Origin of the sequence: Myxococcus sp. CA040A (genome assembly GCF_013336725.1) — a bacterium.
GTDB lineage: Bacteria > Myxococcota > Myxococcia > Myxococcales > Myxococcaceae > Myxococcus > Myxococcus llanfairpwllgwyngyllgogerychwyrndrobwllllantysiliogogogochensis.
In genome coordinates, this window is record NZ_JABUMR010000020.1 from 25,234 (window position 1) to 45,650 (window position 20,417).

Here is a 20,417-nt window from a genome sequence, read left to right on the forward strand (position 1 = left end):
CCCCGAAGGGCCCGGCACATCAACCCCTCAGGGACGCTCGGCCTCGCGCGAGGTGCGCACCCACTCGCCGCGCTTCTCCGCGCCGGGGCCGCGCAACATCAGCCCCACCTTCCACACCACGTACACGGGCGCCCAGGCCAGGTCCAACAGGCCGCGAGGCCCCACGCCGGACACCCACCAGCCGCGCAGCACGTACGCGCCCAGGCTCATCAGTCCGAAGCCCGCCAGCGCCGACGCCCACACCGCAGTGCCACCCGACAGCCACACCAGCACCGACGCCGCCACCGCGCTGCCCACCGCCGCGAGCACCAACTGGCTCAAGGGCGGCACCAGCACGTCCATGGACAGGTCGAGCAGCAATCCACTGCGCTGCTTCAGCGCGTCCTTCAGGAGCGGCCAGCCGTGCAGCTTGCGCATCTGGCTGCGCCCACCCTCCCAGCGCTGGCGCTGCGAGCGGCTCTGCTTCTCCGCGGAGACCATCTCCCCCTGCACCTCCGCCTCCCAGGCGTAGTGCACGCGGTGGCCCTTGCGGCCCAGGCGGATGCCGTACTCCAAATCCTCCACCACGCTGAAGGCGTCGTGCGGCACCTCGCGCAGCACCGCGTGCGTGAAGCACATGCCGTTGCCGCGCAGGCCGCAGGAGACGCCCATCGCCTCGCGCCCCGACGAGCGCACCTTGTGGAACATGCCCAACGCAATCGTCATCAGCCGCGTGCGCCACGACGCCGTCGGGTTCATCACCCCGTAGTGCGCCTGCGCCGCGTGCGCGCCGTCCGCGAGCCGCCGCGCGTACGCATGCAGCAGGTTGGGGGACACCACCGTGTCCGCGTCCACCACGACGACGGCGTCAGCGAAGCCGTCCTTCTGGCTGAACTCGAAGGCGTACGCGAGCGCATAGCCCTTGCCGCGCTTCTCCGTGTCGTGCCGCTCCAGCACCGTGGCGCCCGCCTCGCGCGCCTTCTCGGCCGTGGCGTCCGAGCAGTTGTCCGCCACGACGAGGATGCGCCGCAGCGACGCGGGGTAGTCCACCGCGGACAGGTTCGCCACCGTGCGGGCGATGCCCAGTTCCTCGTTGTGCGAGGGAATCACCACGTCGAACTTGCGCGTGGGCGCGGGAGGCACCGGCGCCGCGCGCCGCCACGACAGCAGCGTCAGGAGCAGCAGGTAGCCGCACGCCACCACCACCGGCAACAGCGCCACGCACAGCGCCAGGTCCACCCAGGTCCACACCGTCACGAGACTCTCCCCCGAGCGCGCGTCAGCGCCGCTCCAGCTCCGCCAGCACCGGGAGCTTCAGGATTCGCTCCACCTGCCACTTCTCCAGGATGCGCCGACGGATGATGTCCAGCGCCACCGCCGCGAAGATGCCCATGGCGATGCCACCCACCACGCCCGCGGCGAGGATGAGCTGCACCTTCGGCTTGGACGGCTTCTCCGGAAACTGCGGCGGCGCCAGCACGCTGAAGCGGTGCTTCATCGACGCGCGCGAAATCTCCAGCTCCGTCTTCGCCTGGTCCAGTCGCCGCATCTTCTCCTGATGCCGCATCACCAGCATGCGCACCCGGTCCGCCGCCACCGACACCTCCGGGTTGTCCGCCGTCGTCGGCCCGCCGAACGCCGCCGCGCCCAACAGCGGCCCCGTCGTCCCCTGCTCCAGCTCGCCCGGGTCTCCGCCGTTGCGCATGTACTCGTTGATGAGCTCGTTGAGCTCCGAGCGCAGCGCCACCAACTGCGGCGAGTCCTCCGTCAGCGCGATGATGCGCTGCTCCAGGTCCGTGATGAGCGGGTGCTGCGGCGAGTAGATGACGCGCTGCTCGGCCAACTGGTTGCGCAGCTCCGTCAGCCGCCGTGCGCGGAACTCCTCCACGTCGGAGATGGCCCGGCGCTTGGTCTGCACCATGAACCGCATCTGCGCGAGCAGGTGGTTGGTGTTGATGCCCAGCCCCGCCTGCGCCTGCGCGTTCCGGCCTCCGCGCGTCGCGGCCTTGGCCTCGTCGCGCTTGCGCTTCGTCTCCACGCGCTTCACGGTGGCGTCCAGCGCGGCGATGGCCTGTTTGATTCCCTCGCCCTCGTCAATCACCTGCTTGTCGAGGATGGTGATGGCCTCCGACACCGCGCCCATCTCCGCCGCCTGCCGCATCTCCAGGAAGTTCTTCTGCGCCGCTTCCACGATGTTGAGCGCCAGCTGCGGGTCGCTCCAGTCCACGCCGATGGTGACGGTGCCCGTGCCACCCTCCACCATGACGAGCATGGCCTGCTCCAGCATGGCGGTGAGCGCATCGCGCTTGTCGTCGTCCGACATGGGCGGCGGCGGCTTGCGCAGCAGCGTCTCCTTCAGCTTGCTCATGGGCGAGCGCTGCAGCTCCCAGTACTCCACCAGCTTCGCGTCCCGGACGATGGCCTTGATGTTGTCCGTCTTCATCACCATCTCCCACGCCGCGCGCGTGGGCTGGTCCGCGTCCACCGGAATGGAGCGGCCCGGGTTCGCCAGCGAGGCGATGATGAAGTTGCGTTGCGTCAGCATCCGCGTTTCGACGTGGTACTTGCGCGGCATGATTTTGCTGACGCCCGCCGCCAGCCCCGACACCGCGACCATCACCAGCAGCGCCAGGAACCAGTGTCGCAGCACCGCGTTCTTCACATAGAAGACCGCGTCAATCGCGAAGCCCCAGTCGATGAGGTCCGACGGCGCGTTCGTCTCCGCCCGCTCCGGCGTGTACAGCGGAGCGGGGGCGGGAGCCCGCGGACCCCGTGGCCCGGGGGCCGGCATCGTCACGACGTCCTCCTCGCAGCGGCGCTCTTCAGGAGCTGGCCCACCCGACGGGAGAACTCATCCTGCGTGAAGGGCTTGCCCAGGTAGCCGTTGGCGCCCGCCTCCTCGGCGTGGGCCTTGTCCTCCGGCAAATCGCGCGCGCTCACCACCAGCACCGGCACGTCCGCCATGCCCACGGTGCGGCGGATGTGCTCGCACAAGTCGTAGCCGGAGATATCCGGCAGCGTCAGGTCCAGACACACGAGGTCCGGACGCGCCGCTCCCGCCAGGTGCTTGAGCGCGGCCTGGCCATTGGGCAGCTCCACCACGTCCTTGAATCCCATGGCACGCAGGTAGTCGCCCAGCATCTTCCGAAAGAAGGGCGCGTCCTCCACCAGGAGAACCGTGTGCATTTGGGGCTCCATCCGTCGTCAGCCTTTCTTCTCAGTCGCGCTCAGTGGAAGCCGAGCCGTGGCACCCAGACGATGACGCCGTAGGTGTATGCCGCGTTGAAGAGGATCACCCACAGGATGGCCTTCTTCAGTCCCCTCATCGGATTCTCATCCCTCGCCGCCATCGCGGGGAGGGTGATGGTGAGGATGAGGACGGACATCAGGATGAGCTTCGCCATGGGCCTTGAACTCAGAGGATACCAGTTTGACGAAGCGACAGGCCCAACGCCGCCGCCCACTGGAAGCGGGCCGCCGGCAACTCGGGCGAGCGGCTCCACGTCCCGCGTGTGTCGGCATCCACCGACATCCAACTGTTGAGAATCCAGGATGCCGTCACCCCGCCGGACACCAGCCGGTCGCCTGTCGCGCCGCCCACCGCGAAGGCGGTGCCGCCCGTGGTGGCCACGCGCACGCGAGGCCCCAGCGCCCACGTCCCCGTCACGGTGAGGTCCGCTCGAGGGTAGACGCGCGCCGTCAGCCGGTCCGTGAAGGGAGACACTCGCAGCCCCAACCTTCCGTCGAAGTCCGCGGTGCGGGAGGGAATCCGGTGGCCCACCGCGAGGGTGAGGTTGGGCAGCAGCTCCGTGCGGGGCCCTGCGTCCGCGCCTTCCTCGCCGGGGTCCGGGTCGACTCCCGTCGCGGTGAGGGAGCGGACGATGCTGGCCCCGGCGCCGGCCTCGACGGAGGTCCTTCGCGTCATCCGCCGCGTCCAGCTCTCCGTCAGCGTCACGACGGTGTTGTTGGCGCCGGTGGAGAAGCGCGCGTGCGTGACGGCGGCGGACGTCGTCAGCGCGCTGAGCGAGGACAGCGCGTGGCTCAGCGACGTGTCCAGGCGCGGGCCGTACTGGAGGGGGACGGCTTCCCGGGCCGGGCCGTCCAGGCCGCCGCTGACGGAGAAGCCGGTGGTGGCGGACAACTGCCAGCGCCGTCCCAGCCAGCTCGTCTCGCCGGTGAGCGAGGTGGCGGACGACACGAAGTGGACGGTGTCCGTCTCCGGAAGCGGCTGGAGCGGACCGCCGCCCACGGGCGGGCGCAGCGGGCCGTCCGGGTCTATCGGGTCCGGGTCGAAGTCCGGCAGCGCGTCCGTGGTGAGCAGGTTGACGCTGCCCACCACCAGCTCCTCGCTCAGCCGGAAGGACAGGCCGCGCTCGGGACGCCAGAGGGCAGCGAAGCGGCCCACGTGCTGCACTTCGGTGCGCGCCTGGGCGGTGACTTCGCGCAGGCTGATGCGCGGGGCGTAGTCCAACTGGAGGGTGGTGTTCCCCTCGCGCCGCTCCAGGCCCAATATCGGCGTGAAGTCGGTGTCACCGGCGACGGAGGGCGCGTCCTCGGCGGGGTCCTCGTTGGAGCGCACGCGCGAGTCCACCCGCACCGACGCGGTGTAGGTGATGGCGGTGGAGGAGACCTCCAGCCACATCGCGGTGAGCGCCGCCCCCAGCACCGCTCACTCCACCACCACCACGTCACCAGGGCGCAGGCGGAAAGTCGGCGCGCGCCCCTCGGCGTGGATGAGGTCCTGGTAGCGGAAGCGGATGCGCAGCGGGCCCTGCCCGTCCTCGTGACGCATGACGAAGATGCGGTCCTGGTGCGCGTACTCGGTGAAGCCGCCCGCGCCGGCCAGGGCCTGCAGGAGGCTTGCGCCCACGTCGATTTCCAGCGGGCCAATGCGGTTGACCTCACCCACCATGGTCACCTTGATGGGGCGCGCCATCTCCAGCGCCACGGTGACGACGGGGTGGTTGATGTAGTCCTTCAGCCGCGTCTGGATTTGCTGCGACAGCATGGCGGGGCTGTGGCCCGCGGCCTCCACGTCGTCCAGGAACAGCAGGCTGATGCGCCCGTCGTCGCGCACGCGTGCCTGCGTGGTGAGCGACTCCTGGTTCCACACGCGGATGTTGAGCAAGTCGCCCGCGGCGATGCGGTAGCTGGCGTCGGGCGGGGGCGGCTTCTCCTGGTACTCGTCCACCCAGGTGTACTTGCCCAGCCCGCTGCACGCGGAGGCCACGACGAGCAGCACGGCGCACGCGAGGACGCGCGGCGGGAGGTGGAGCGCGGGGCGATGGGTGCGGGGCAAGGACGACATGGGCTCTGACGGTTTCCTCTAGGGAGTGGGGGCGACGGCGATGACGGCCGGCTCCGGTTCGGGGTTGCCACGGCGGCGCGCGAGCTTCACCACCGAGAGGACTTCACCCGGCTTCACCGCGCCGAGCGCCAGGACTCCGAAGACATACAGCGTGGCCTCCACGCCCAGCCGGGGCCAGTCTTCCAGGGAGAGGAGCACCGTCCTGTCCAGCGCGACGATGGCCACGCAGACCACCGCCGTCTTGGCCACCCTGACGAGCAGCCGGCGGTCCACCGCGGAGCGGCCCATGCGGCCCAGCATGATGATGGTGATGACCACCTCCATCAGCAGGAGGGAAATCGCGGTGCCCGCCGCGCCGCCGCCGTCGCCGTAGGCCGCGTGCATGCGCGGCACCAGCATCAGGTTGAGCAGCGGGTTGAGCAGCAGGCTGCCGAAGATGCTGGTGCCCGTCACCCACCACTCGCGGTTCGTCATGGTGAGCCAGGCGCCGCACGTCATCGTCACGAAGGCGAGGACGAACAGGGGCGACTGGAGCCGCAACAGATTGACGGCCAGCGAGTAGTCCTTGCCGAGCAGCCCAATCCACAGGGGCGCGCCCATGACGATGAGCATCATCATGGGGACGGTGACGGCGAGCGTGCCCTCCAGCGCGCGGCGGGCGATGGCGCTGACCTCTTCTTCCGAGCGCGCGGCGGCGCGGGACATCAGCGGCAGGAGCACCCAGCCCATGACGGGGTTGAGGGCGAAGGTGACGTTGGAGATGCTCCACGCGGCGCTGTACCAGCCGACCTCCTCGTGGTTGCCGAGCATCCCCAGAATCATGATGTCCAGCCGCCCGTTCGTCGCGAGCGCCGCGGCGGTGAGGAAGTAGGGCAGGCCCGCCTTGAACACCCGCCACGTGGCGGGGAAGTCCACGCGGAACACCAGCCCCATGTGCTGGCGCGCCAGGTGCCAGCCCACCGCCAGCTTGATGGCCTCCGACGCGACGACGGGCACCGCGAGCCACGGCAGGGGCAGGCCCATGACGCCGACCGCGAACAGGCCGCCGCCCCACACCAGCTTGGTGACGACGTTGGAGATGGAGAGTCCGGCGACCTTGCCCTTGGCGTGCAGCAGCGCCGCCATGGACGCGTTGCACATGACGAGCAACTGCGCGGCGCCGAAGACGTAGACGAGCGCGCGCATCTCCGGCGGGTCGTCCCGGTAGTTCATGACGAGCGCGAGCGCGCCCATCAACACGCCCGTGAGCACCAGCCGCACCAGCATGGAGGCGCCGAAGAAGTCGCTGGCGTGTTCGGGCCGGCGCGACACCTCCTTGCGGATGTACATCTCCAGGCCGAGATTGGTCGCGATGAAGAAGATGGCGGAGAAGCTGTCCGCCCAGTTGAAGCGCCCGAAGGCCTCCGGGGACAGGTAGTGCGTCAGCAGGGGACGGATGCCGAAGGCGATGGCATACGTCACCAGCAGCGAGCCGCCGAGCTGCAGGCCGTTGCGCACCGCGCCCATCGCCTCATGGGAGCGTTCACGCTCCTGGGCGTCATGCTGAGAGGATTCGCTGTGGGTCGTCACGGTGGGAGCGGGCGCTCCGGCAATTGGCCGGCCAGCCCGTGTGCATAGAAGACGAGCGGGAGCGGCGCGTCAATGCCGCCCCCGAGGAAGTCAGGCCGCCTGGAAGCCTAGCTGGCCCCGCGCCCGGTAATCACGACGGGCACCGTCTGGAGCAACAGGCGCAGGTCGCTCGTGAGGGTCCAGTGGTCGATGTACTGCATGTCCAGGTACATCCACTCCTCGAACGAAATCTGGTTGCGGCCGGAGACCTGCCAGATGCAGGTGAGGCCCGGGCGCACCGACAACCGGCGGCGCTGCCACGTCTCGTATTTGGCCACCTCGTTGGGCACGGGCGGACGCGGGCCGACGATGCTCATCTCGCCGCGCAGCACGTTGATGAACTGGGGCAGCTCGTCGATGGAGAACTTGCGGATGAAGCGACCGATGCCGGTGATGCGCGGGTCGTTCTTCATCTTGAAGACAGGGCCGGTCTGCTCGTTCTGCGCGGCCAGCTTCTCCTTCAGCTCCTCCGCGTTCACCACCATGGAGCGGAACTTGAGCATGTAGAACGGCTTGCCGTTCTGCCCGACGCGGTACTGCTTGAAGAAGATGGGGCCCTTCGACGTGAGCTTCACCACGAGCGCCACGAAGCCCAGCAGCGGCAGCAGCATCCACAGCGCGACGGCGGACACGCAGATGTCGAACAGGCGCTTCATCGCCATCTGGTGCGGCTTGGGGCTCACCGCCGCGAAGTGCAGGAAGCCATCCGCCACCGCGCGGCTGTCCACCGGACGCGCGCGGTCCAGGCGGAAGCTGTGCGCGGGCAGTGCGAAGGGGACGCCGAAGCGCTCGGCCAGCTTGATGGACGCCTGCATCGCCTCGCCCTGCTTGAGCGTGTTGCCGGCGATGTAGACTTCGTCCACGGCGGTGTTGCGAAGGATGTGCTCCAGGTCATCCACCGTGCCCAGCACCTTGGCGGGCAATTCACCGATGGAGCCCGTGTCGTCGTGGAAGCGCACGTAGCCAATGAGCTGACGACGGCCGCGGCGCGCCAGGTCCTCGCCGGAGTAGCGGCCCATGGCGCCCGTGCCGACGATGACCACCGTGTCCGTGGGGCGCTCCTGGGAGGCCACCGAGCGGAAGACGAACAGCCGCAAGAGCAACGCCACGGGCCAGAAGAGGATGAGCAGCGGGGCAAGGCCGGGGACCTTCATCGTCTCCGGCAGCGCCAGGTGCACCACGGCCAGCACCGTGACGACGGCCAGCGTCGTCACCGACACGAGCGCCACGTGGTCCAGCTTGCTGCGCTCCGCGAAGCGCGAGTCGTACAGACACAGCGCGGTGCCGGTGATGATCCACACGATGAGGGACGCGATGACCAGCGCGGGCAACAGCCAGCCGGGCTGGGCCCACAGCAGACCGTCCAACCATGCCGAGGCCGTCAGCACCGCCGACATCAAGACCAGGTCTACGGTGAGGTTCATCTTGGCCGCGAAGCCGGGCGCAAGCTTTGGCCCGGGAACCAGCTCTTCCGCCGCGCCCCCCACATTGCCCTGAGCGGATGCCGACCCAGGAGCACCGACCGCCGCACCAGTACTTGCGCTGCTCATCGTGTCCACCCCCCTCTACCCGCCCACTGAGTGTTCAGTTCCGGTAGAGGATGCCGTTGAGGCTGAAAATCTTCAAGTCGGAAAGAACTGCTTTTTGCCATGCTTGTGCGGCGCGTTGCAACCCCCCGCACTGTGAGTAAGACGTGACATGGTGTGAAATCTTTGGATCATCCGACTCTCGTCGCATCTCAGGGGGTCCCAGCGAACACCGGGAGTCGCCCCTTCGCTTCCCCGCGCGAAGGTGCCGTCCCCCAACACATTGCATCTACGGTGCCGGTCTGACGCGAACGGTACGGAGCGCGTGGGTGGGATGGATGCATGGGGTCAGGGTCCAGGAGTTTCGCGGGGTTGCGCGGATTCCAGCCGTTCCGGGTGGGTGTGGACGTTGAAGCGCCCGTTCCGGACGAACGTCGCCAGCGTCACGTGGGAACGCAGCGCCAGGTCGATGGCCAACGTGCTGGCCGCGGAAACACCCGCAATGACTGGGATTCTGGCCATGACTGCTTTTTGGACGATTTCAAAGCTGACGCGTCCGCTGACGGCGAGCAGCACGGGCTGACGCGTCAGGGCGACGGGCGGCGCGGGGACTGCGCGCGAGGCCCTGGCCAGGACGAGGGCGCCCACGACCTTGTCGACGGCGTTGTGGCGGCCCACGTCCTCGAAGGACGCCAGCAATTGGCCGTCGGCGTCGAGCGCGGCGGCGGCGTGGACTCCCCCGGTCCGGGCGAAGTTGCGCTGCACGTCGCGCAGGCGCTCGGTGGCTCGGGCCACGACTTCTGGGGAAAGCCGGGGGCCGGGCGGGAGCGGGGTGCAGCGGGACAGCAGGTCCTCCACGCTGCGCCGGCCACAGACGCCACATGCGGAGGTGGTGAGGGTGCCCCGGCGGGTGGCCTTCAGTGGATCAGGGTCAATGACAACACCTGGGGCGGGAGTGACCTCAAGCACATTGCCCCAGCCTTCCTCGCCCGGCCGGCCGCAGTGGGAGAGGGTGCCCAGGTCGTCCGCGCTTCGGATGAGGCCCTCGGCCAGCAGGAAGCCCACGGCCAGCTCCCGGTCATGTCCGGGTGTCCGCATGGTGGTGGCCAGGGCTTCGCCGTTGACGCGCAGCTCGAGCGGCTCCTCGACGGCGATGGTGTCGTCCTCGGCGGGGAGGAGGGTGGCGCCGTTCCAGCGTCGCACCGGACGAGAGGCCACGCCCCGCGCATCCTGGGGCGGCAGTGGCGCGCGTCGGGGCGGGCGCAGGTGTTCGAGGAGGGCGTCCGCGATGGCGCGCGTGTCGACCGGTGACAGCAGCCGCGCGGCGGAGGGGCTCGACACGAGCGCGTCCGTGACGAGGGCGAAGACCTCCGGACGGGAGGAGGCGAGGGGCGGGCCCAATCCCTCGCGCCACACCTCCAGCTTGGGGAGGGGGCCGTCCTTCCAGCCTTCCACCAGCGCGAGGTCCAGGGTGCCCGCGAGGCGGATGAGCAGCTCCGGAAGGGCCTCCGTGGGGGCGGTGCCGGTGGTGAGCTGCACGCCCGAGGGTGTGGCGAAGCCGGTGAGGCAGGCGCCGGCTTCCTGGAAGCGGGCGGTGTCGCTGCCTCCCCGGTGGAGCGGGTGGGTGTCCGAGGAGTGCTTCACGGCGGCGACGCGCAGTCCTCGCGAGGCGAGCTCCGGGAGCAGCCGCGTGAGGAGCGTCGTCTTCCCGGCGCCGGACCAGCCGACGATGCTGAGAGCGGGCACGCGGCTCATGGCTTCAGGGCTGCGGCGTGGTGGGGGCGGTCGAATGGCTCGACGGCGTTGAGAGCGGGCACATGGCTCACGGCGCGGTGTCCGGGGCTGAGTCCACGGCGTGGTGGTGGCGGTCGAATGGCTCGACGGCGTTGAGAGCGGGCACATGGCTCACGGCGCGGTGTCCGGGGCTGAGTCCGCCGCGTGGTGGTGGGGACGGTCGAACAGCTCCACCTCGACGAGGTCGTTTTCGTTGAAGTCGGCGCGGCCCGGAGGCAGGACGGCCCAGCCGTCTGCTTGAACGTTCTGGAGAATCTGCCCGGCACCCTGGGGGCGCAGCCAGGCACGAAGGCCCTCGTCGCCGTGCTCCAGCGTGGCGGTGATGAGGTAGGTGAGGCCGGCCTGCTTGTGACGGGGCTCGGACAGGCGCGCGCGGACGCGGCGGCGCGTTTCGAGCACGCCCTGATGCTTGAGCAGCAGCGGCCTCGCGAGCTGGTCGAAGGCGACGGTGGCCGCGCCCGGGTTGCCCGGCAGGACGACGATGGCGGTGTCCCCCAGGCGCGCGACGGCTACGGGCTTGCCTGGCTTCAGGGCCACGCCGTCGACGAAGAAATGCGCGCCCAGCGCGGTGAGCACGCGCTTCACGTGGTCCTTGTCTCCCACCGACGCGCCGCCCGTGGTGATGAGCACGTCGACTCGCGGCGCGAGCTCGGTCAGGGCCTCGCGCAGGGCGTCCTCGTCATCGCGGGCCCGGGACATGTGGAGCACGTGGGCGCCCGCTTCGCGCGCGAGCGCCGCGACCAGGACCAGGTTGCTCTCGTAGACCTGATGCGCGAGCGCGGGCTCACCGGGGCGCACGAGCTCGTCACCCGTGGCGAGCACGGCCACCCGTGGCGCCGGACGCACGCGGACGGTGGTCTCTCCCTGGGACGCGAGCACGCCAAGCACGGAGGCATTCACACACTGGCCCTCGCGGAACAGCGGCGCGCCCGCGCGGACCTCCTCGCCGGTGCGGCGGATGTCGTGGCCGGGGGGCACGGTGATGAAGAGGTCCACGGTGAGGCCATCGTCCGAGGCGCGCGCGGCTTCCTGTCGCACGACGGCATCGGCACCGGAGGGGATGGGTGCGCCGGTGAAGATGCGCGCGGCCTCGCCGGGCTGGAGCGCGCGAGCGGGCAGGGCGCCCGCGTAGATGGTGTCGATGACGCGCAGCCTCGTGGGGCTGTCACGGTTGGCGCCGCGAGTCTCCTCCGCGCGCACGGCCCAGCCATCCATCGCGGAGTTGTCGCAGCCGGGCAGCGAGCGCGAGGCTCGGACGTCCGTGGCCAGGAAGCGGCCGTGGGCATCGAGCAGGGGCACAGGCTCGGGAGCCGCGGGAGCAATGGCTTCGAGCGCGGCCTGCCGGGCGGCGGAGAGGGACGTGAGCGGCATCGGGGACGCGCAGACTACGCCGCGGGCCCTGTCCGTTGTCCACGGGGCCGCGGGCCGTCTGTTCGCCTGCTGTCCTTCGCGGTGGGCCCGGGCATGGCGCCGCGCGGGATGCACCGCTTCGACATGGAGCTTCGATGCACGGCCGTGGTGCTCGGAGGCAGCGCGTGGACTCGCCGCGTCACTCCGCGGGTGACCTCGAATCGAGGGGGCGCGCTCACCTCTCCGTTCGAGGTGTGGCATTCTGAGGGGAGGGCTCTCGTGCGTGCTTCGCTGCACTCGGGATGGAACGTGTGACGTCGCGCGTGGCCGGGGGCAAGTGCCGACGTTCCAGGGGAGAGCGAGACACGAGCCATGGACCCCAACAGCGGCAGTCTCGGCAACACGTATCCGGACGTGACGCTGGCCATCATCGCGGGAGGCCAGGGACGACGACTGTCCGGTGTGCCCAAGGGCCTGCTGGAGGTGGAGGGCCGCACGGTGCTGGCGCGACTGCTCGCGCTGGCGCCCCGCTTCGGTGAGGTGCTCCTCGTCGCCAATTCACCGGAGCCCTACGCCCGTTATGCGCTGCGCACCGTCGCGGATGTGGTGCCGGACAAGGGCGCGCCCGGCGGCGTCCACGCGGCACTCTCCGCGGCTCGGACGCCCTGGGTGGTGGCGGTCGCATGTGACATGCCCTTCATCTCGCCCGATGTCCTGCGCGTGTTGCTCGACGCGCGCGGTGACGACGTGGACGCGGTGTGCTTCGACGCGGGCGGACGCGTGGAGCCCCTGCTGGCCGTGTACCGTGCCGCGCTCGCGCGGGTCTGGCGCGCGACGTTGTCCGAAGACCCGTCCCTGCGTCAGCTCCTCTCCCGCTTCCGCGCGCGACTGCTGCCCGAGTCCGCGCTGCGCGCCGTGGACCCGTCGCTGCGCTCGCTGGTGAACGTGAACACCCCCCAGGACCTCACGCGGTACGCGGTGACGCTGCCTGGCGATTAGCCCTCGTCCCGAGACACGCGCCATGAATGCGTGTCATGGCCTCGCGCCGCCCGGCGCCGTCAGGAGCGAGGCGTCGGGACGGGCTGGAGGAGGGTGGGCAGCTCCGCCAGGTCGAGCACGAGGCTGGGGCGAATCTGGCCGACGGCATCGGACATGTCCTCGCCCTGGCCCTGTACGCCCAGGCCCACGGTGAAGCGGTCGCCCACCATGACGCGGGTGGTGGCCACGACGCTGGCGCGTTTCGTGTCCGTGTTTCCCAGTTTCAACAGTGACTGGGTGGCTTCGAGCTTGAGCTGGAAGCGCTGCGAGGCGACGCCGAAGGACAGGCCGACGTCGACCCATCTGTCCATGGAGAGCTCCGGGCGCGGACGTTCCTGGAGTACGCGCACTTGCATGGCGACCTCGAGGTTGGAGTCCGCGCTGCTCAACAGCTCCAGCGTGGCCGCGCCGAAGCCGCGCTGGATGGCGACGCCGTCGCCGTCATGTGACTTGAGGCCGGGTGTCACCCAGCGTCCGCCGACGGAGAAGAAGAGGGCGCTGGAGGCCTGGCGTGTCTCGCGGGTGCAGGCGGGGAGGCCCTGGCGAATCTTCGCGATGCCCGCCTGGCGCGCGGCCTCCATGGCCAGGCGGTAGTCGGCGAGGGCCTTCTCGAAGTCGGCGGGATTCACATGGTCGCCGGGCAGGGGCTTGTCGGGGAACTCGTAGAGGCTCGGGTCCGCGAGGACGCGGGTGATGCAGGTGTTGTAGGTGGAGCCGTAGATGCTGCGCTCGCCGAGGACGTCCACGGACAGGCCGGCCATCACCGTGGCGAAGCGGCCCTTCTCCGGGACGGCGTCCTGGAAGGGCGTGTCCTGGCCCACGCCGAGGGTGATGGCGGTGTCCTGGAGCAGGCGGGTGAGGATGGAGGCGTTCCGCGCGGCGACGGCCTCCGAGTAGAGCCGTTCGAAGCCGTCGGTGAGCAGGTAGGGGTTGAGCTGGAGCGCGAAGGACGCCTGGGTGCCATCGAGCACCGCGCCCACGCCGCGCAGGCTGGCCACGAGGGCGGAGGGATTGGAGGGGTGGACGACTTCTCCGGCGGTGGCGATGTCCAGTCCGGCGGCGGTCTCCGAGCCGCCTCGGAGGATGCTGGGGAAGTCGAGCTCCACGGTGCCCGCGTCCGGGGTGCCACCGTCCTGGGCGTTCGCGACGGAGGCGCAGAGGAGGAGCAGCGCGAGGAGCGCCCTCATTCCACCACCGTCCAGGTGAGGGTGATGAAGTCGGCCACGGCGCCCTGCTGGAGGGAGAAGTCGTCCCAGAGGGCTTCCTTCTGGCCCTTTTCGAAGACGAGTGTCGCGCGCTGGAGGAACCGGGCGCCCGCGCCCGTCGGGTCCGCGACGGAGAACACGGCGCGCACCCAGCCCTGGGCGGCGGTGGGGAGGAAGTCGTCGGGCAGGGGGATGGTGCCCTCGCCGGTGAAGACGTCCGAGTGGAGCTGGCGGCGCTCCTGGCCCTGCATCTTCCCGCTGACGACCAGTCGCATGGCGACGGTGTTGAGGACACCCGAGGGCCGCTCCAGCACCAGCTTCACGCCCTTCCGGTCCGCGCGTGGCACCTGGATGATGGACTCCAGCTTGTCGTTGCCTGACATGGTGTTCCCCCTCGACGGGTGATGGCGGGCTTTGCCGGCCTCACCCGGTTCATTCTAGTGGGAGGGGTGACGCGGAAAGAAGCCAGGCGGGCGGGCGACCGGGTGCGTCACCCTGACGCATGGACGGGAGGGGCGGAGGGTGGGAGACAGGAGGGGGAGAGCGCCATGTTGAAGACCCCTCTTGGACGGTTCCGCGCGGTGGCCTTGTTGGAAGGCCTGTCGTTCGTGTGCCTGTTGTTCATCGCGATGCCGCTGAAGTACGCGGCGGACATGCCGTTGGCGGTGCGCTTCACGGGCATGGCGCACGGGCTGTTGTTCGTGCTGTACCTCTTCGCGTTGATGGAGGCGGCCATCGCGCTGCGCTGGTCCTTCGTGCGCGTGGTGGTGGCGTTCGGCGCGTCGCTGGTGCCCTTCGGCAACTTCCTGCTCGACGCGAAGCTGCGCAAGGAGAACGCCTAGTCGGCGCGGAGCTTCACCCGACGTGCTGCGTTGGCCGCATTCCCAGGAACGGGACGCGCCAGGGTGTGGATGACCTCCAGGAGTTCGCGCGCGCGAGGAAGCTGTGCGAGCATTCCGCGCGCTTTTTCGCGGTGGAGGTCGGCTCATGGAACGCGGCACTTGGAACACGCCAGAGGCAGTGCAGCGGGAGCTGGATTCGCGGCTCGCCCTCGTGCAGTCCTCCGAGCACATTCGCGGCATGCACTTCGCCGCCGTGCTCGACACCGTGCGCTTCCTGGGCGGTGAGCAGGCGGTGAAACACATCGTCGATGCCGGTGACTTCCCTCCCGACCTTGACCCCACCGAGCTCTACCCCGTCCCTCCCTTCATGCGGCTGTTCTTCGCCTCCGCCAACCTGCTCGCGCCCCAGCTCGGCGGCGTCGAGGAGGCCATGCGCCAGATTGGCGTCCAGGGCACGCTCGCCTTCGTCCGCTCCATGTTCGGCACCGAGGTCCGTCAGCAGGTCGGCGGAGATCCAAAGCTCCTCGTCAACATGCTCCCAGAGGCCTACCGCATGGCCATCGACTTCGGCGAACTCCAGGTCGAATGGACCGCGCCCCGCGCCGGCCTCATCCACATGCGCCGCATCTTCACCCCCGTCGCCTACAACGAAGGCATGCTCGAAGGTGCCCTCCAGGCCGTCGGCGCCCAGGACATCCGCGTCGAGGGCCGCCAGACCTCGCTGCTCGACAGCGAGTACTCCCTCTCCTGGGACGACTGAGCGCTTCTACCGGGACGCGCCCCTCGCGGGCGCATCCGCATCGAAGACGAAGGCGCCGTACCCAATCACCTCGTCCCGTGCCCCGGCCGCATCCCCGGAGCTGCGCAGCGCCATCAACCTGGGCCGCAGCCCCCGCCGCTTCGCCACCCGCAGCAGACCGCTGATGGCCTCCGCGCCACACGCGCTGCCCGCGTCCAACGGCCCCTCCAGCGCCAGCACCCGCGCCGCCGTCGCATGGTCCGCCCGCCGCGCCTCCTCGTACGGCCGGTAGTGCGACAGGTCCGACGTGACGACGAGCAACACGTCCTCGTCCCACAACGCCTCCAGCACCTGGGCGACCTCCTCCTCGTCTGTGCGCCCCACCACCAGCGGCAACACCGTGAAGCGCTCCAACACGCGCTGGAGGAAGGGGAGCTGCACCTCCAGCGCATGCTCCGACTCGTGCGCCTCCGTCGAGGCGCTCACCTGTCCCAGCGCGGTCGCCCGGCGCAGCAGGTCCGCATCCAGTCGCACGTCCCCCAGCGGCGTACACAGCAGGTCCACCTCCGGGTACGCCAGGCCGCGCAGCCTGTGGAAGTGACACGGCCCCAGCAACAACACCCGCGTGCGCTCCGCTCGCCGAGCCCACAACGTGGCGTAGGCCGCCGCCGCCACCGCGCCTGAATAGACATACCCGGCATGCGGAACGATGAGCGCGGCGGGAAGCCCCTCCTCCGGCCCCCGCGCCTGCTCCAGCCACGCGTCCACCTGCGTCATCAACGTGGTGGGATTGGAGGAATAGAAGGTGCCCGCCACCGCGGGCGCACGCACACGAGGCATGTCCTCCAACCCGTCCTTCCCTGGGCGGCGCCGCGAGCACTGACGGGCGGGGCTGGCTGTCCCACCAGCGGCCCCGGGCTCCACACGAACGTGGCTCCGGGTGGAATCCTACGGACAGACGGCAACGCGAGGATATGCGAATCATTGCAAGTCTGTTCGCTTGTGGGACGTGCGGGTCCCGACTTCGAGCGCCGCGCGCCTCATTCCCGGCCCTCCACGAATGACAAAGGATTGATTTCACCGGCCGTTTGTCTGGCGTGAGGCTTGCTAACGGTGACTTCGTTCCGTGCGCTCCTTCCGAGCGGTTCAGGGCCGTTCGGGGCACGGAACCTCGCGCATGGGAGGGCCGGCCGGGACCTCTGACTCCTCCACCCTGGCCGACCTTCCCGTCCGTGAGCCCTGGCCCATGCGGGCCCGCCGCGCGCCCGTGTCCAGGCCTGGGCCCATGTCTCAGCGATGTCTCACGCGCGGCGTCTCCGGGAGCGATCTTCCTCGGCAGATGGCGCGAGGAACGGCTCCGCCGAGCGAATTCTCAAGTTGCGCTCATGCGGTACATGACACACAGGGAACGAAAAAAGGATGCGCGCAGGCGCGCATTGACTAGAAGGGGCCGCCGAGCGCCCGGGAATGACCGCGGGCACACGCAACGGAGGGACGCTTCATGAAGGCAAATCAGTGGCAGGCCATGGCCGTAGCGGCCGGGTTGATGGTGTCGACGAGTGCATTGGCGCAGTCGACGGGTGGTGGTTCCGGTGCTTTCGGCAACGCCGGGCAGATTGTCGTCAGCTCGGATGCGTCGGCGAACCTGGGCTACACGACGGAGGGCGCGGGGTACGGTTTCTTCAACCTGGCGCCGAGCGTGGATTACTTCCTGAAGGAGAACCTCTCCATCGGTAGCGGCGTCAACCTGGCGGTGGTGTTCGGCGACGGCGACACGGCGGCCGCCTTCGGCATCAACGCGCGCGTGGGCTACAACATCTCCCTCACGGAGAAGGTCTCCGTGTGGCCCAAGGCCATCGTCACGCTGTTCGTCGGCGACAACATCCTGTCGCTTCCCGACGGCACGGGCTCGGCCTCCACGGTCATCCTGGAGGGCTACGCGCCCTTCCTGTACCACGTGACGTCCCACTTCTTCGTGGGCGCCGGTCCTCGCCTGGCCTTCGGCCTGGGTGATGACGTCGACGTGACGTTCAGCGTCGGCACCACGGTGGGCGGTTACTTCTAGCGGTTTCGAGGCCCCGCGCGCGGCAGGCTGTGTCCCGCCGCGCGCCGGGGCTTCGTCGTCTTCGTCAGGGCAGTGTGAGGCGGCTGACGCCCCCGCCCGGACGGAGTGGACGGCCCACGCGGGTCTCCTCCACCCAGCCCTCCGCGGACGGCGCGTTGCCTTCGTGGATGAGCCGCAGGCCCAGGTGCAGCGTGCGCGAGCCCGTGCCTGGTGAGTAGAGGCGCAGCACCGCCGCCGCCTCTTCGACGACCCGGCGTGACACCGACCGCGTCGCGTTCCCCCGGCCCGCTCGCACCACGCGCCAGCCCTCCAACTCCCAACCCACCACGCGGCCGTCCCGCACGTGCACGGACACGTCCGCCCACACCGTGCCGTCCACGGGCACCCGCACCGGCATGAGCAGGCGTTGGACGCTCGCGGCCATCCAGGTCGACTCGGGCGTCGAGGCCTCACGCCGTCCGGCGAGGTGAAGGGCCTCGGGAGGCCGCTCGGTGGAGAAGGACGCGCTCGGCTCCAGGGCCCACGAGGACGCGTCGCGACGCAGCCGCAGCACCACCTCGCCCGCGGAGTGACTCGTGGTGGACATCAGCGCCCGGGCCACTGTTCGCCGCAAGTCATCCGAGTCGATGCCGCGTCCCGGCCGTCCGCCGCGCTGCACCGACTGGTAGCCCACCAGCGTGAGGGCGCCGCGCTCCGACCAGAACGTGAGCTCCAGGCGCGAGCCGACGTCACGCACGCCACCCGCCAGCGCCGCCACCTGCCGGGCCACTTCCCGCGCTTCCTGGCGACGGGCCTCCTCGTGCTCGAAAGGCTCGTCCGTCCCCGCGCGTCCCGAGCCGCCCGTGCCGCCGGACGCGCACGCGAGGCTCGTCGCGAGGATGACGACACCCACGGTCCGAGCGCACACCCGGAGTCCGTGGTGAATGGACCGCATGGACATGGCTTCCCCCTCCGGGTGACAGAGTCACCGGGTTGGATTGGGCTTGCGCGGGGCGCGCGGGCCGACAGGGTATTCCTGTGAGGCAAAGACGCGCGTGGTGAGGGATTCCTGAGCGCTCGGGACTGGCGGACGGGACGTTTGTCCATTCCCCCACGCCCGGCTGCCCGGTGCGCCGGGGTCGCGGCTCACCGCGCGAGGTGGCGCAGGACGAACGCGAGGTTCGCTGGACGCTCGGCCATGCGGCGCATGAGGTAGGGATACCAGTGGGGTCCGTACGGGACGTAGATGCGCACCGGATGGCCCTTCTCGGAGAGTCGTTGCTGGAGGTCTTCCCGGATGCCGTAGAGCATCTGGAACTCGAACGCGTCGCGCGGCAACTGTCGCCGGGTGGCATGCTCCAGCGTCGCGTCAATCATCCGCTCATCGTGCGTGGCGATGCCGTGATACACGCCGCTGTCGAGCAGCACCTTCATGCACTGTACGAAGCTGGCATCCACGTCCTTCTTGTCTGGAAAGGCGATGTCCGGCCCCTCCAGATAGGCGCCCTTGCACAGACGGATGCGCACCCGCTCGGCGCACAGTGCGCGGGCGTCTGTTTCCGTGCGCCGCAGACAGCTCTGCAGCACCGCGCCCACGTGTCGCTCGCCGTGCTCCGTGTGCAACTGGCGGACGATGTCCAGCGTCGCCTGGGTCACCGCGCCGTGCTCCATGTCGATGCGTACGAACGTGTCTCTTGCTCGCGCATCGGCCACGACGGTGCGCGCATTCTCCAGTGCCAGCGCCGGGTCGAGCAACAGTCCACACTGCGTCAGCTTCAGCGACACGTTGGCCTTCACGCCCGTCTGGTCGATGCGCGCCAGCAGCCGTCGATACTCGCGCACCTCGTCGCGTGTCTGGGCCGCGTCACGCACCGCTTCGTTGAGATGGTCGAACGACGCCCAGAGCCCGCGCGCGGTGAGTGCCTTCACCGCGTCCATCGCCTCTTCCAGACTCTCGCCCGCGACGAAGCGCCGTGAAAGGCGTCGCAGTGGTCCCAGGCGGGTCGCCCGGTCCTTCAGCCCTTCCTGGCGCGACAGGAACAGCAGGGCGGAGCGCGAGAGTCGCGCGGCGGTGTGGCTCATGGCGTGCGCCCTGGAGTGTCGATGCCTTGCTCCAGGCATGACAGGAACTGCAGAGCGGAGCGTGAGAATCGCGCGGTGGTGTGGCTCATGGCACGAGCCTCGGAGTTCCGGCACCGTGCTCCTGGAGGAACGCGCCGACGGCGGCGTTGAAGGCTTCCGGGTGGCTCATGTACGGCAGGTGGCTCGCGTCGCGGAGCAGCTCCAACCGTGCGCCAGGGATGTGCTCCGCCACGTCGCGCGCGGCCCGGGGCGGCACCAGCAAATCCCTGCCACCTTGGATGACGAGCGTGGGCACTCGCAGTTGGTGGAGCCGGGGATGGAAGTCCGCGGCCAGCACGTCGCGCAGCCGGCGCAGCAACTCCACGGGGGTCAACCGCCGCGCCTCGCGCACGATTTCCGCGCGCCCCTCCGGAGGAAGCCGCGCGCCTCCGAGCACTCGCGCCACCGTGGGTGCGAAGAGATACGCCAGCGGGCGCGGCGTGCGCACCAGCGTGGACAGCGTCACCGCCAGACGCCTCACCCGGCGCACGCTGGCCACCGGAGACACCAGCACCAGCGCCTTCACCCGCTCCGGGTGCGCCAGCGCGAAGGCGATGGACAGCAGGCTGCCATAGGAGGAACCCACGAGCGCGAAGCGCTCCGGCAGCCGCGCCTCGGGGTCGTTCAGCACGGCCAGGTTCCACTGCAGTGGGGTGTGGGTGGCGGGGGTGTGCAGAGGCGGCGTCCACAGCAACAACCGGAACCGTCCGGCCAACGGCTCCATGGGCGCGAAGGACCTCCCACTGGCACCCAACCCCGGCAGACACACCACGGTGCGGGCTACATCCGTATCGCCGTTGAGAAAGGTGAACAGCCGCGAAGGTGTGCCTTTCACCCGGCGCTCCTCGCAATGCAAGTGCGCG

The 20,417-nt window shown here is 69.8% G+C and carries 20 protein-coding genes; 4 read left to right on the top strand and 16 right to left on the bottom strand.

Annotated features, from left to right (window positions below; genetic code table 11):
• Window positions 1–27: 27 nt before the first annotated feature.
• The 10 genes from epsU to glp form a co-directional block, all read right to left on the bottom strand.
• A complete protein-coding gene (gene epsU / locus HUA75_RS44415; RefSeq protein ID WP_141647182.1) occupies window positions 28–1,236 on the bottom strand; it encodes an exopolysaccharide biosynthesis GT2 family glycosyltransferase EpsU in 1,209 nt (402 codons plus the stop codon).
• Window positions 1,237–1,258: 22 nt separating this feature from the next.
• Window positions 1,259–2,770: a PCP family exopolysaccharide biosynthesis protein EpsV gene (epsV, locus tag HUA75_RS44420; RefSeq protein WP_217446569.1), complete on the bottom strand. Its 1,512-nt coding sequence runs from the start codon at window positions 2,768–2,770 to the stop codon at window positions 1,259–1,261.
• Between the two features lie 2 nt (window positions 2,771–2,772).
• On the bottom strand, window positions 2,773–3,177 hold the full coding sequence (epsW, locus tag HUA75_RS44425) for an exopolysaccharide biosynthesis response regulator EpsW (protein WP_141647184.1): 405 nt from the start codon (window positions 3,175–3,177) through the stop codon (window positions 2,773–2,775).
• A gap of 29 nt (window positions 3,178–3,206) precedes the next feature.
• Entirely contained in the window at window positions 3,207–3,383 is a 177-nt protein-coding gene (locus HUA75_RS44430; RefSeq protein ID WP_174456159.1) for a hypothetical protein, read from the bottom strand.
• Between the two features lie 11 nt (window positions 3,384–3,394).
• On the bottom strand, window positions 3,395–4,645 hold the full coding sequence (gene epsX, locus HUA75_RS44435; RefSeq protein ID WP_174460410.1) for an exopolysaccharide export protein EpsX: 1,251 nt from the start codon (window positions 4,643–4,645) through the stop codon (window positions 3,395–3,397).
• Window positions 4,646–4,648: 3 nt separating this feature from the next.
• Window positions 4,649–5,287: an exopolysaccharide export protein EpsY gene (epsY, locus tag HUA75_RS44440; protein WP_141647186.1), complete on the bottom strand. Its 639-nt coding sequence runs from the start codon at window positions 5,285–5,287 to the stop codon at window positions 4,649–4,651.
• An 18-nt stretch (window positions 5,288–5,305) separates the two neighbouring features.
• On the bottom strand, window positions 5,306–6,856 hold the full coding sequence (gene wzx / locus HUA75_RS44445) for an exopolysaccharide biosynthesis flippase (protein ID WP_246137633.1): 1,551 nt from the start codon (window positions 6,854–6,856) through the stop codon (window positions 5,306–5,308).
• 107 nt (window positions 6,857–6,963) lie between these two features.
• Window positions 6,964–8,454, bottom strand: a complete 1,491-nt coding sequence (gene epsZ, locus HUA75_RS44450) for an exopolysaccharide biosynthesis polyisoprenyl-phosphate hexose-1-phosphate transferase EpsZ (RefSeq protein WP_174489912.1) — start codon at window positions 8,452–8,454, stop codon at window positions 6,964–6,966.
• Window positions 8,455–8,769: 315 nt separating this feature from the next.
• On the bottom strand, window positions 8,770–10,176 hold the full coding sequence (gene mobB, locus HUA75_RS44455; RefSeq protein WP_174489913.1) for a molybdopterin-guanine dinucleotide biosynthesis protein B: 1,407 nt from the start codon (window positions 10,174–10,176) through the stop codon (window positions 8,770–8,772).
• Window positions 10,177–10,326: 150 nt separating this feature from the next.
• Window positions 10,327–11,586 (bottom strand): gephyrin-like molybdotransferase Glp, encoded by a 1,260-nt coding sequence (glp, locus tag HUA75_RS44460; protein ID WP_174489914.1) that lies wholly within the window; start codon window positions 11,584–11,586, stop codon window positions 10,327–10,329.
• Between the two features lie 351 nt (window positions 11,587–11,937).
• Here glp and HUA75_RS44465 point away from each other — a divergent pair, with 351 nt between their 5' ends.
• A complete protein-coding gene (locus tag HUA75_RS44465) occupies window positions 11,938–12,564 on the top strand; it encodes a molybdenum cofactor guanylyltransferase (protein ID WP_141647190.1) in 627 nt (208 codons plus the stop codon).
• Window positions 12,565–12,623: 59 nt separating this feature from the next.
• Here the strand turns inward: HUA75_RS44465 and HUA75_RS44470 are convergent, their stop codons facing one another.
• Entirely contained in the window at window positions 12,624–13,790 is a 1,167-nt protein-coding gene (locus HUA75_RS44470; RefSeq protein WP_174489915.1) for a hypothetical protein, read from the bottom strand.
• Window positions 13,787–14,191 (bottom strand): hypothetical protein, encoded by a 405-nt coding sequence (locus HUA75_RS44475; protein WP_174468693.1) that lies wholly within the window; start codon window positions 14,189–14,191, stop codon window positions 13,787–13,789. The genes HUA75_RS44470 and HUA75_RS44475 overlap by 4 nt, the downstream gene beginning before the upstream one ends.
• Before the next feature lie 165 nt (window positions 14,192–14,356).
• On the opposite strand from HUA75_RS44475, the gene HUA75_RS44480 reads away from it, so the two are divergent.
• The gene (locus HUA75_RS44480; protein ID WP_174489916.1) at window positions 14,357–14,650 is read left to right on the top strand and encodes a DUF3817 domain-containing protein; all 294 of its coding nucleotides are present in this window, start codon (window positions 14,357–14,359) and stop codon (window positions 14,648–14,650) included.
• Window positions 14,651–14,795: 145 nt separating this feature from the next.
• Window positions 14,796–15,410, top strand: coding sequence for a TIGR02265 family protein (locus HUA75_RS44485; protein WP_141647931.1), 615 nt, complete (start codon window positions 14,796–14,798; stop codon window positions 15,408–15,410).
• 6 nt (window positions 15,411–15,416) lie between these two features.
• On the opposite strand, the gene amrB is transcribed toward HUA75_RS44485, so the two are convergent.
• Window positions 15,417–16,229 carry an AmmeMemoRadiSam system protein B gene (gene amrB, locus HUA75_RS44490; protein WP_174489917.1) on the bottom strand — a complete coding sequence of 271 codons (813 nt, stop codon included), beginning with the start codon at window positions 16,227–16,229 and terminating at the stop codon, window positions 15,417–15,419.
• 661 nt (window positions 16,230–16,890) lie between these two features.
• Here amrB and HUA75_RS44495 point away from each other — a divergent pair.
• Window positions 16,891–17,454: a hypothetical protein gene (locus HUA75_RS44495; protein ID WP_141647933.1), complete on the top strand. Its 564-nt coding sequence runs from the start codon at window positions 16,891–16,893 to the stop codon at window positions 17,452–17,454.
• A gap of 64 nt (window positions 17,455–17,518) precedes the next feature.
• On the opposite strand, the gene HUA75_RS44500 is transcribed toward HUA75_RS44495, so the two are convergent.
• The 3 genes from HUA75_RS44500 to HUA75_RS44510 all read right to left on the bottom strand — a co-directional run bounded on the left by HUA75_RS44500 (window position 17,519) and on the right by HUA75_RS44510 (window position 20,389).
• Window positions 17,519–18,394, bottom strand: coding sequence for a hypothetical protein (locus tag HUA75_RS44500; protein ID WP_174489918.1), 876 nt, complete (start codon window positions 18,392–18,394; stop codon window positions 17,519–17,521).
• Between the two features lie 185 nt (window positions 18,395–18,579).
• Window positions 18,580–19,515 carry a proline dehydrogenase family protein gene (locus tag HUA75_RS44505; protein ID WP_174489919.1) on the bottom strand — a complete coding sequence of 312 codons (936 nt, stop codon included), beginning with the start codon at window positions 19,513–19,515 and terminating at the stop codon, window positions 18,580–18,582.
• Between the two features lie 85 nt (window positions 19,516–19,600).
• The gene (locus HUA75_RS44510; protein WP_371746340.1) at window positions 19,601–20,389 is read right to left on the bottom strand and encodes an alpha/beta fold hydrolase; all 789 of its coding nucleotides are present in this window, start codon (window positions 20,387–20,389) and stop codon (window positions 19,601–19,603) included.
• Window positions 20,390–20,417 lie beyond the last annotated feature (28 nt).

Coding starts and splice junctions, on each gene's coding strand:
- epsY (WP_141647186.1), bottom strand. CDS start 5,287: ATGTCGTCCTTGCCCCGCACCCATCGCCCCGCGCTCCACCTCCCGCCG.
- HUA75_RS44475 (WP_174468693.1), bottom strand. CDS start 14,191: ATGTCAGGCAACGACAAGCTGGAGTCCATCATCCAGGTGCCACGCGCG.
- HUA75_RS44480 (WP_174489916.1), top strand. CDS start 14,357: ATGTTGAAGACCCCTCTTGGACGGTTCCGCGCGGTGGCCTTGTTGGAA.
- epsV (WP_217446569.1), bottom strand. CDS start 2,770: ATGCCGGCCCCCGGGCCACGGGGTCCGCGGGCTCCCGCCCCCGCTCCG.
- HUA75_RS44500 (WP_174489918.1), bottom strand. CDS start 18,394: ATGTCCATGCGGTCCATTCACCACGGACTCCGGGTGTGCGCTCGGACC.
- epsW (WP_141647184.1), bottom strand. CDS start 3,177: ATGGAGCCCCAAATGCACACGGTTCTCCTGGTGGAGGACGCGCCCTTC.
- mobB (WP_174489913.1), bottom strand. CDS start 10,176: ATGAGCCGCGTGCCCGCTCTCAGCATCGTCGGCTGGTCCGGCGCCGGG.
- HUA75_RS44470 (WP_174489915.1), bottom strand. CDS start 13,790: ATGAGGGCGCTCCTCGCGCTGCTCCTCCTCTGCGCCTCCGTCGCGAAC.
- HUA75_RS44430 (WP_174456159.1), bottom strand. CDS start 3,383: ATGGCGAAGCTCATCCTGATGTCCGTCCTCATCCTCACCATCACCCTC.
- HUA75_RS44485 (WP_141647931.1), top strand. CDS start 14,796: ATGGAACGCGGCACTTGGAACACGCCAGAGGCAGTGCAGCGGGAGCTG.
- glp (WP_174489914.1), bottom strand. CDS start 11,586: ATGCCGCTCACGTCCCTCTCCGCCGCCCGGCAGGCCGCGCTCGAAGCC.
- HUA75_RS44505 (WP_174489919.1), bottom strand. CDS start 19,515: ATGAGCCACACCGCCGCGCGACTCTCGCGCTCCGCCCTGCTGTTCCTG.
- HUA75_RS44495 (WP_141647933.1), top strand. CDS start 16,891: ATGAAGGCAAATCAGTGGCAGGCCATGGCCGTAGCGGCCGGGTTGATG.
- HUA75_RS44465 (WP_141647190.1), top strand. CDS start 11,938: ATGGACCCCAACAGCGGCAGTCTCGGCAACACGTATCCGGACGTGACG.
- amrB (WP_174489917.1), bottom strand. CDS start 16,229: ATGCCTCGTGTGCGTGCGCCCGCGGTGGCGGGCACCTTCTATTCCTCC.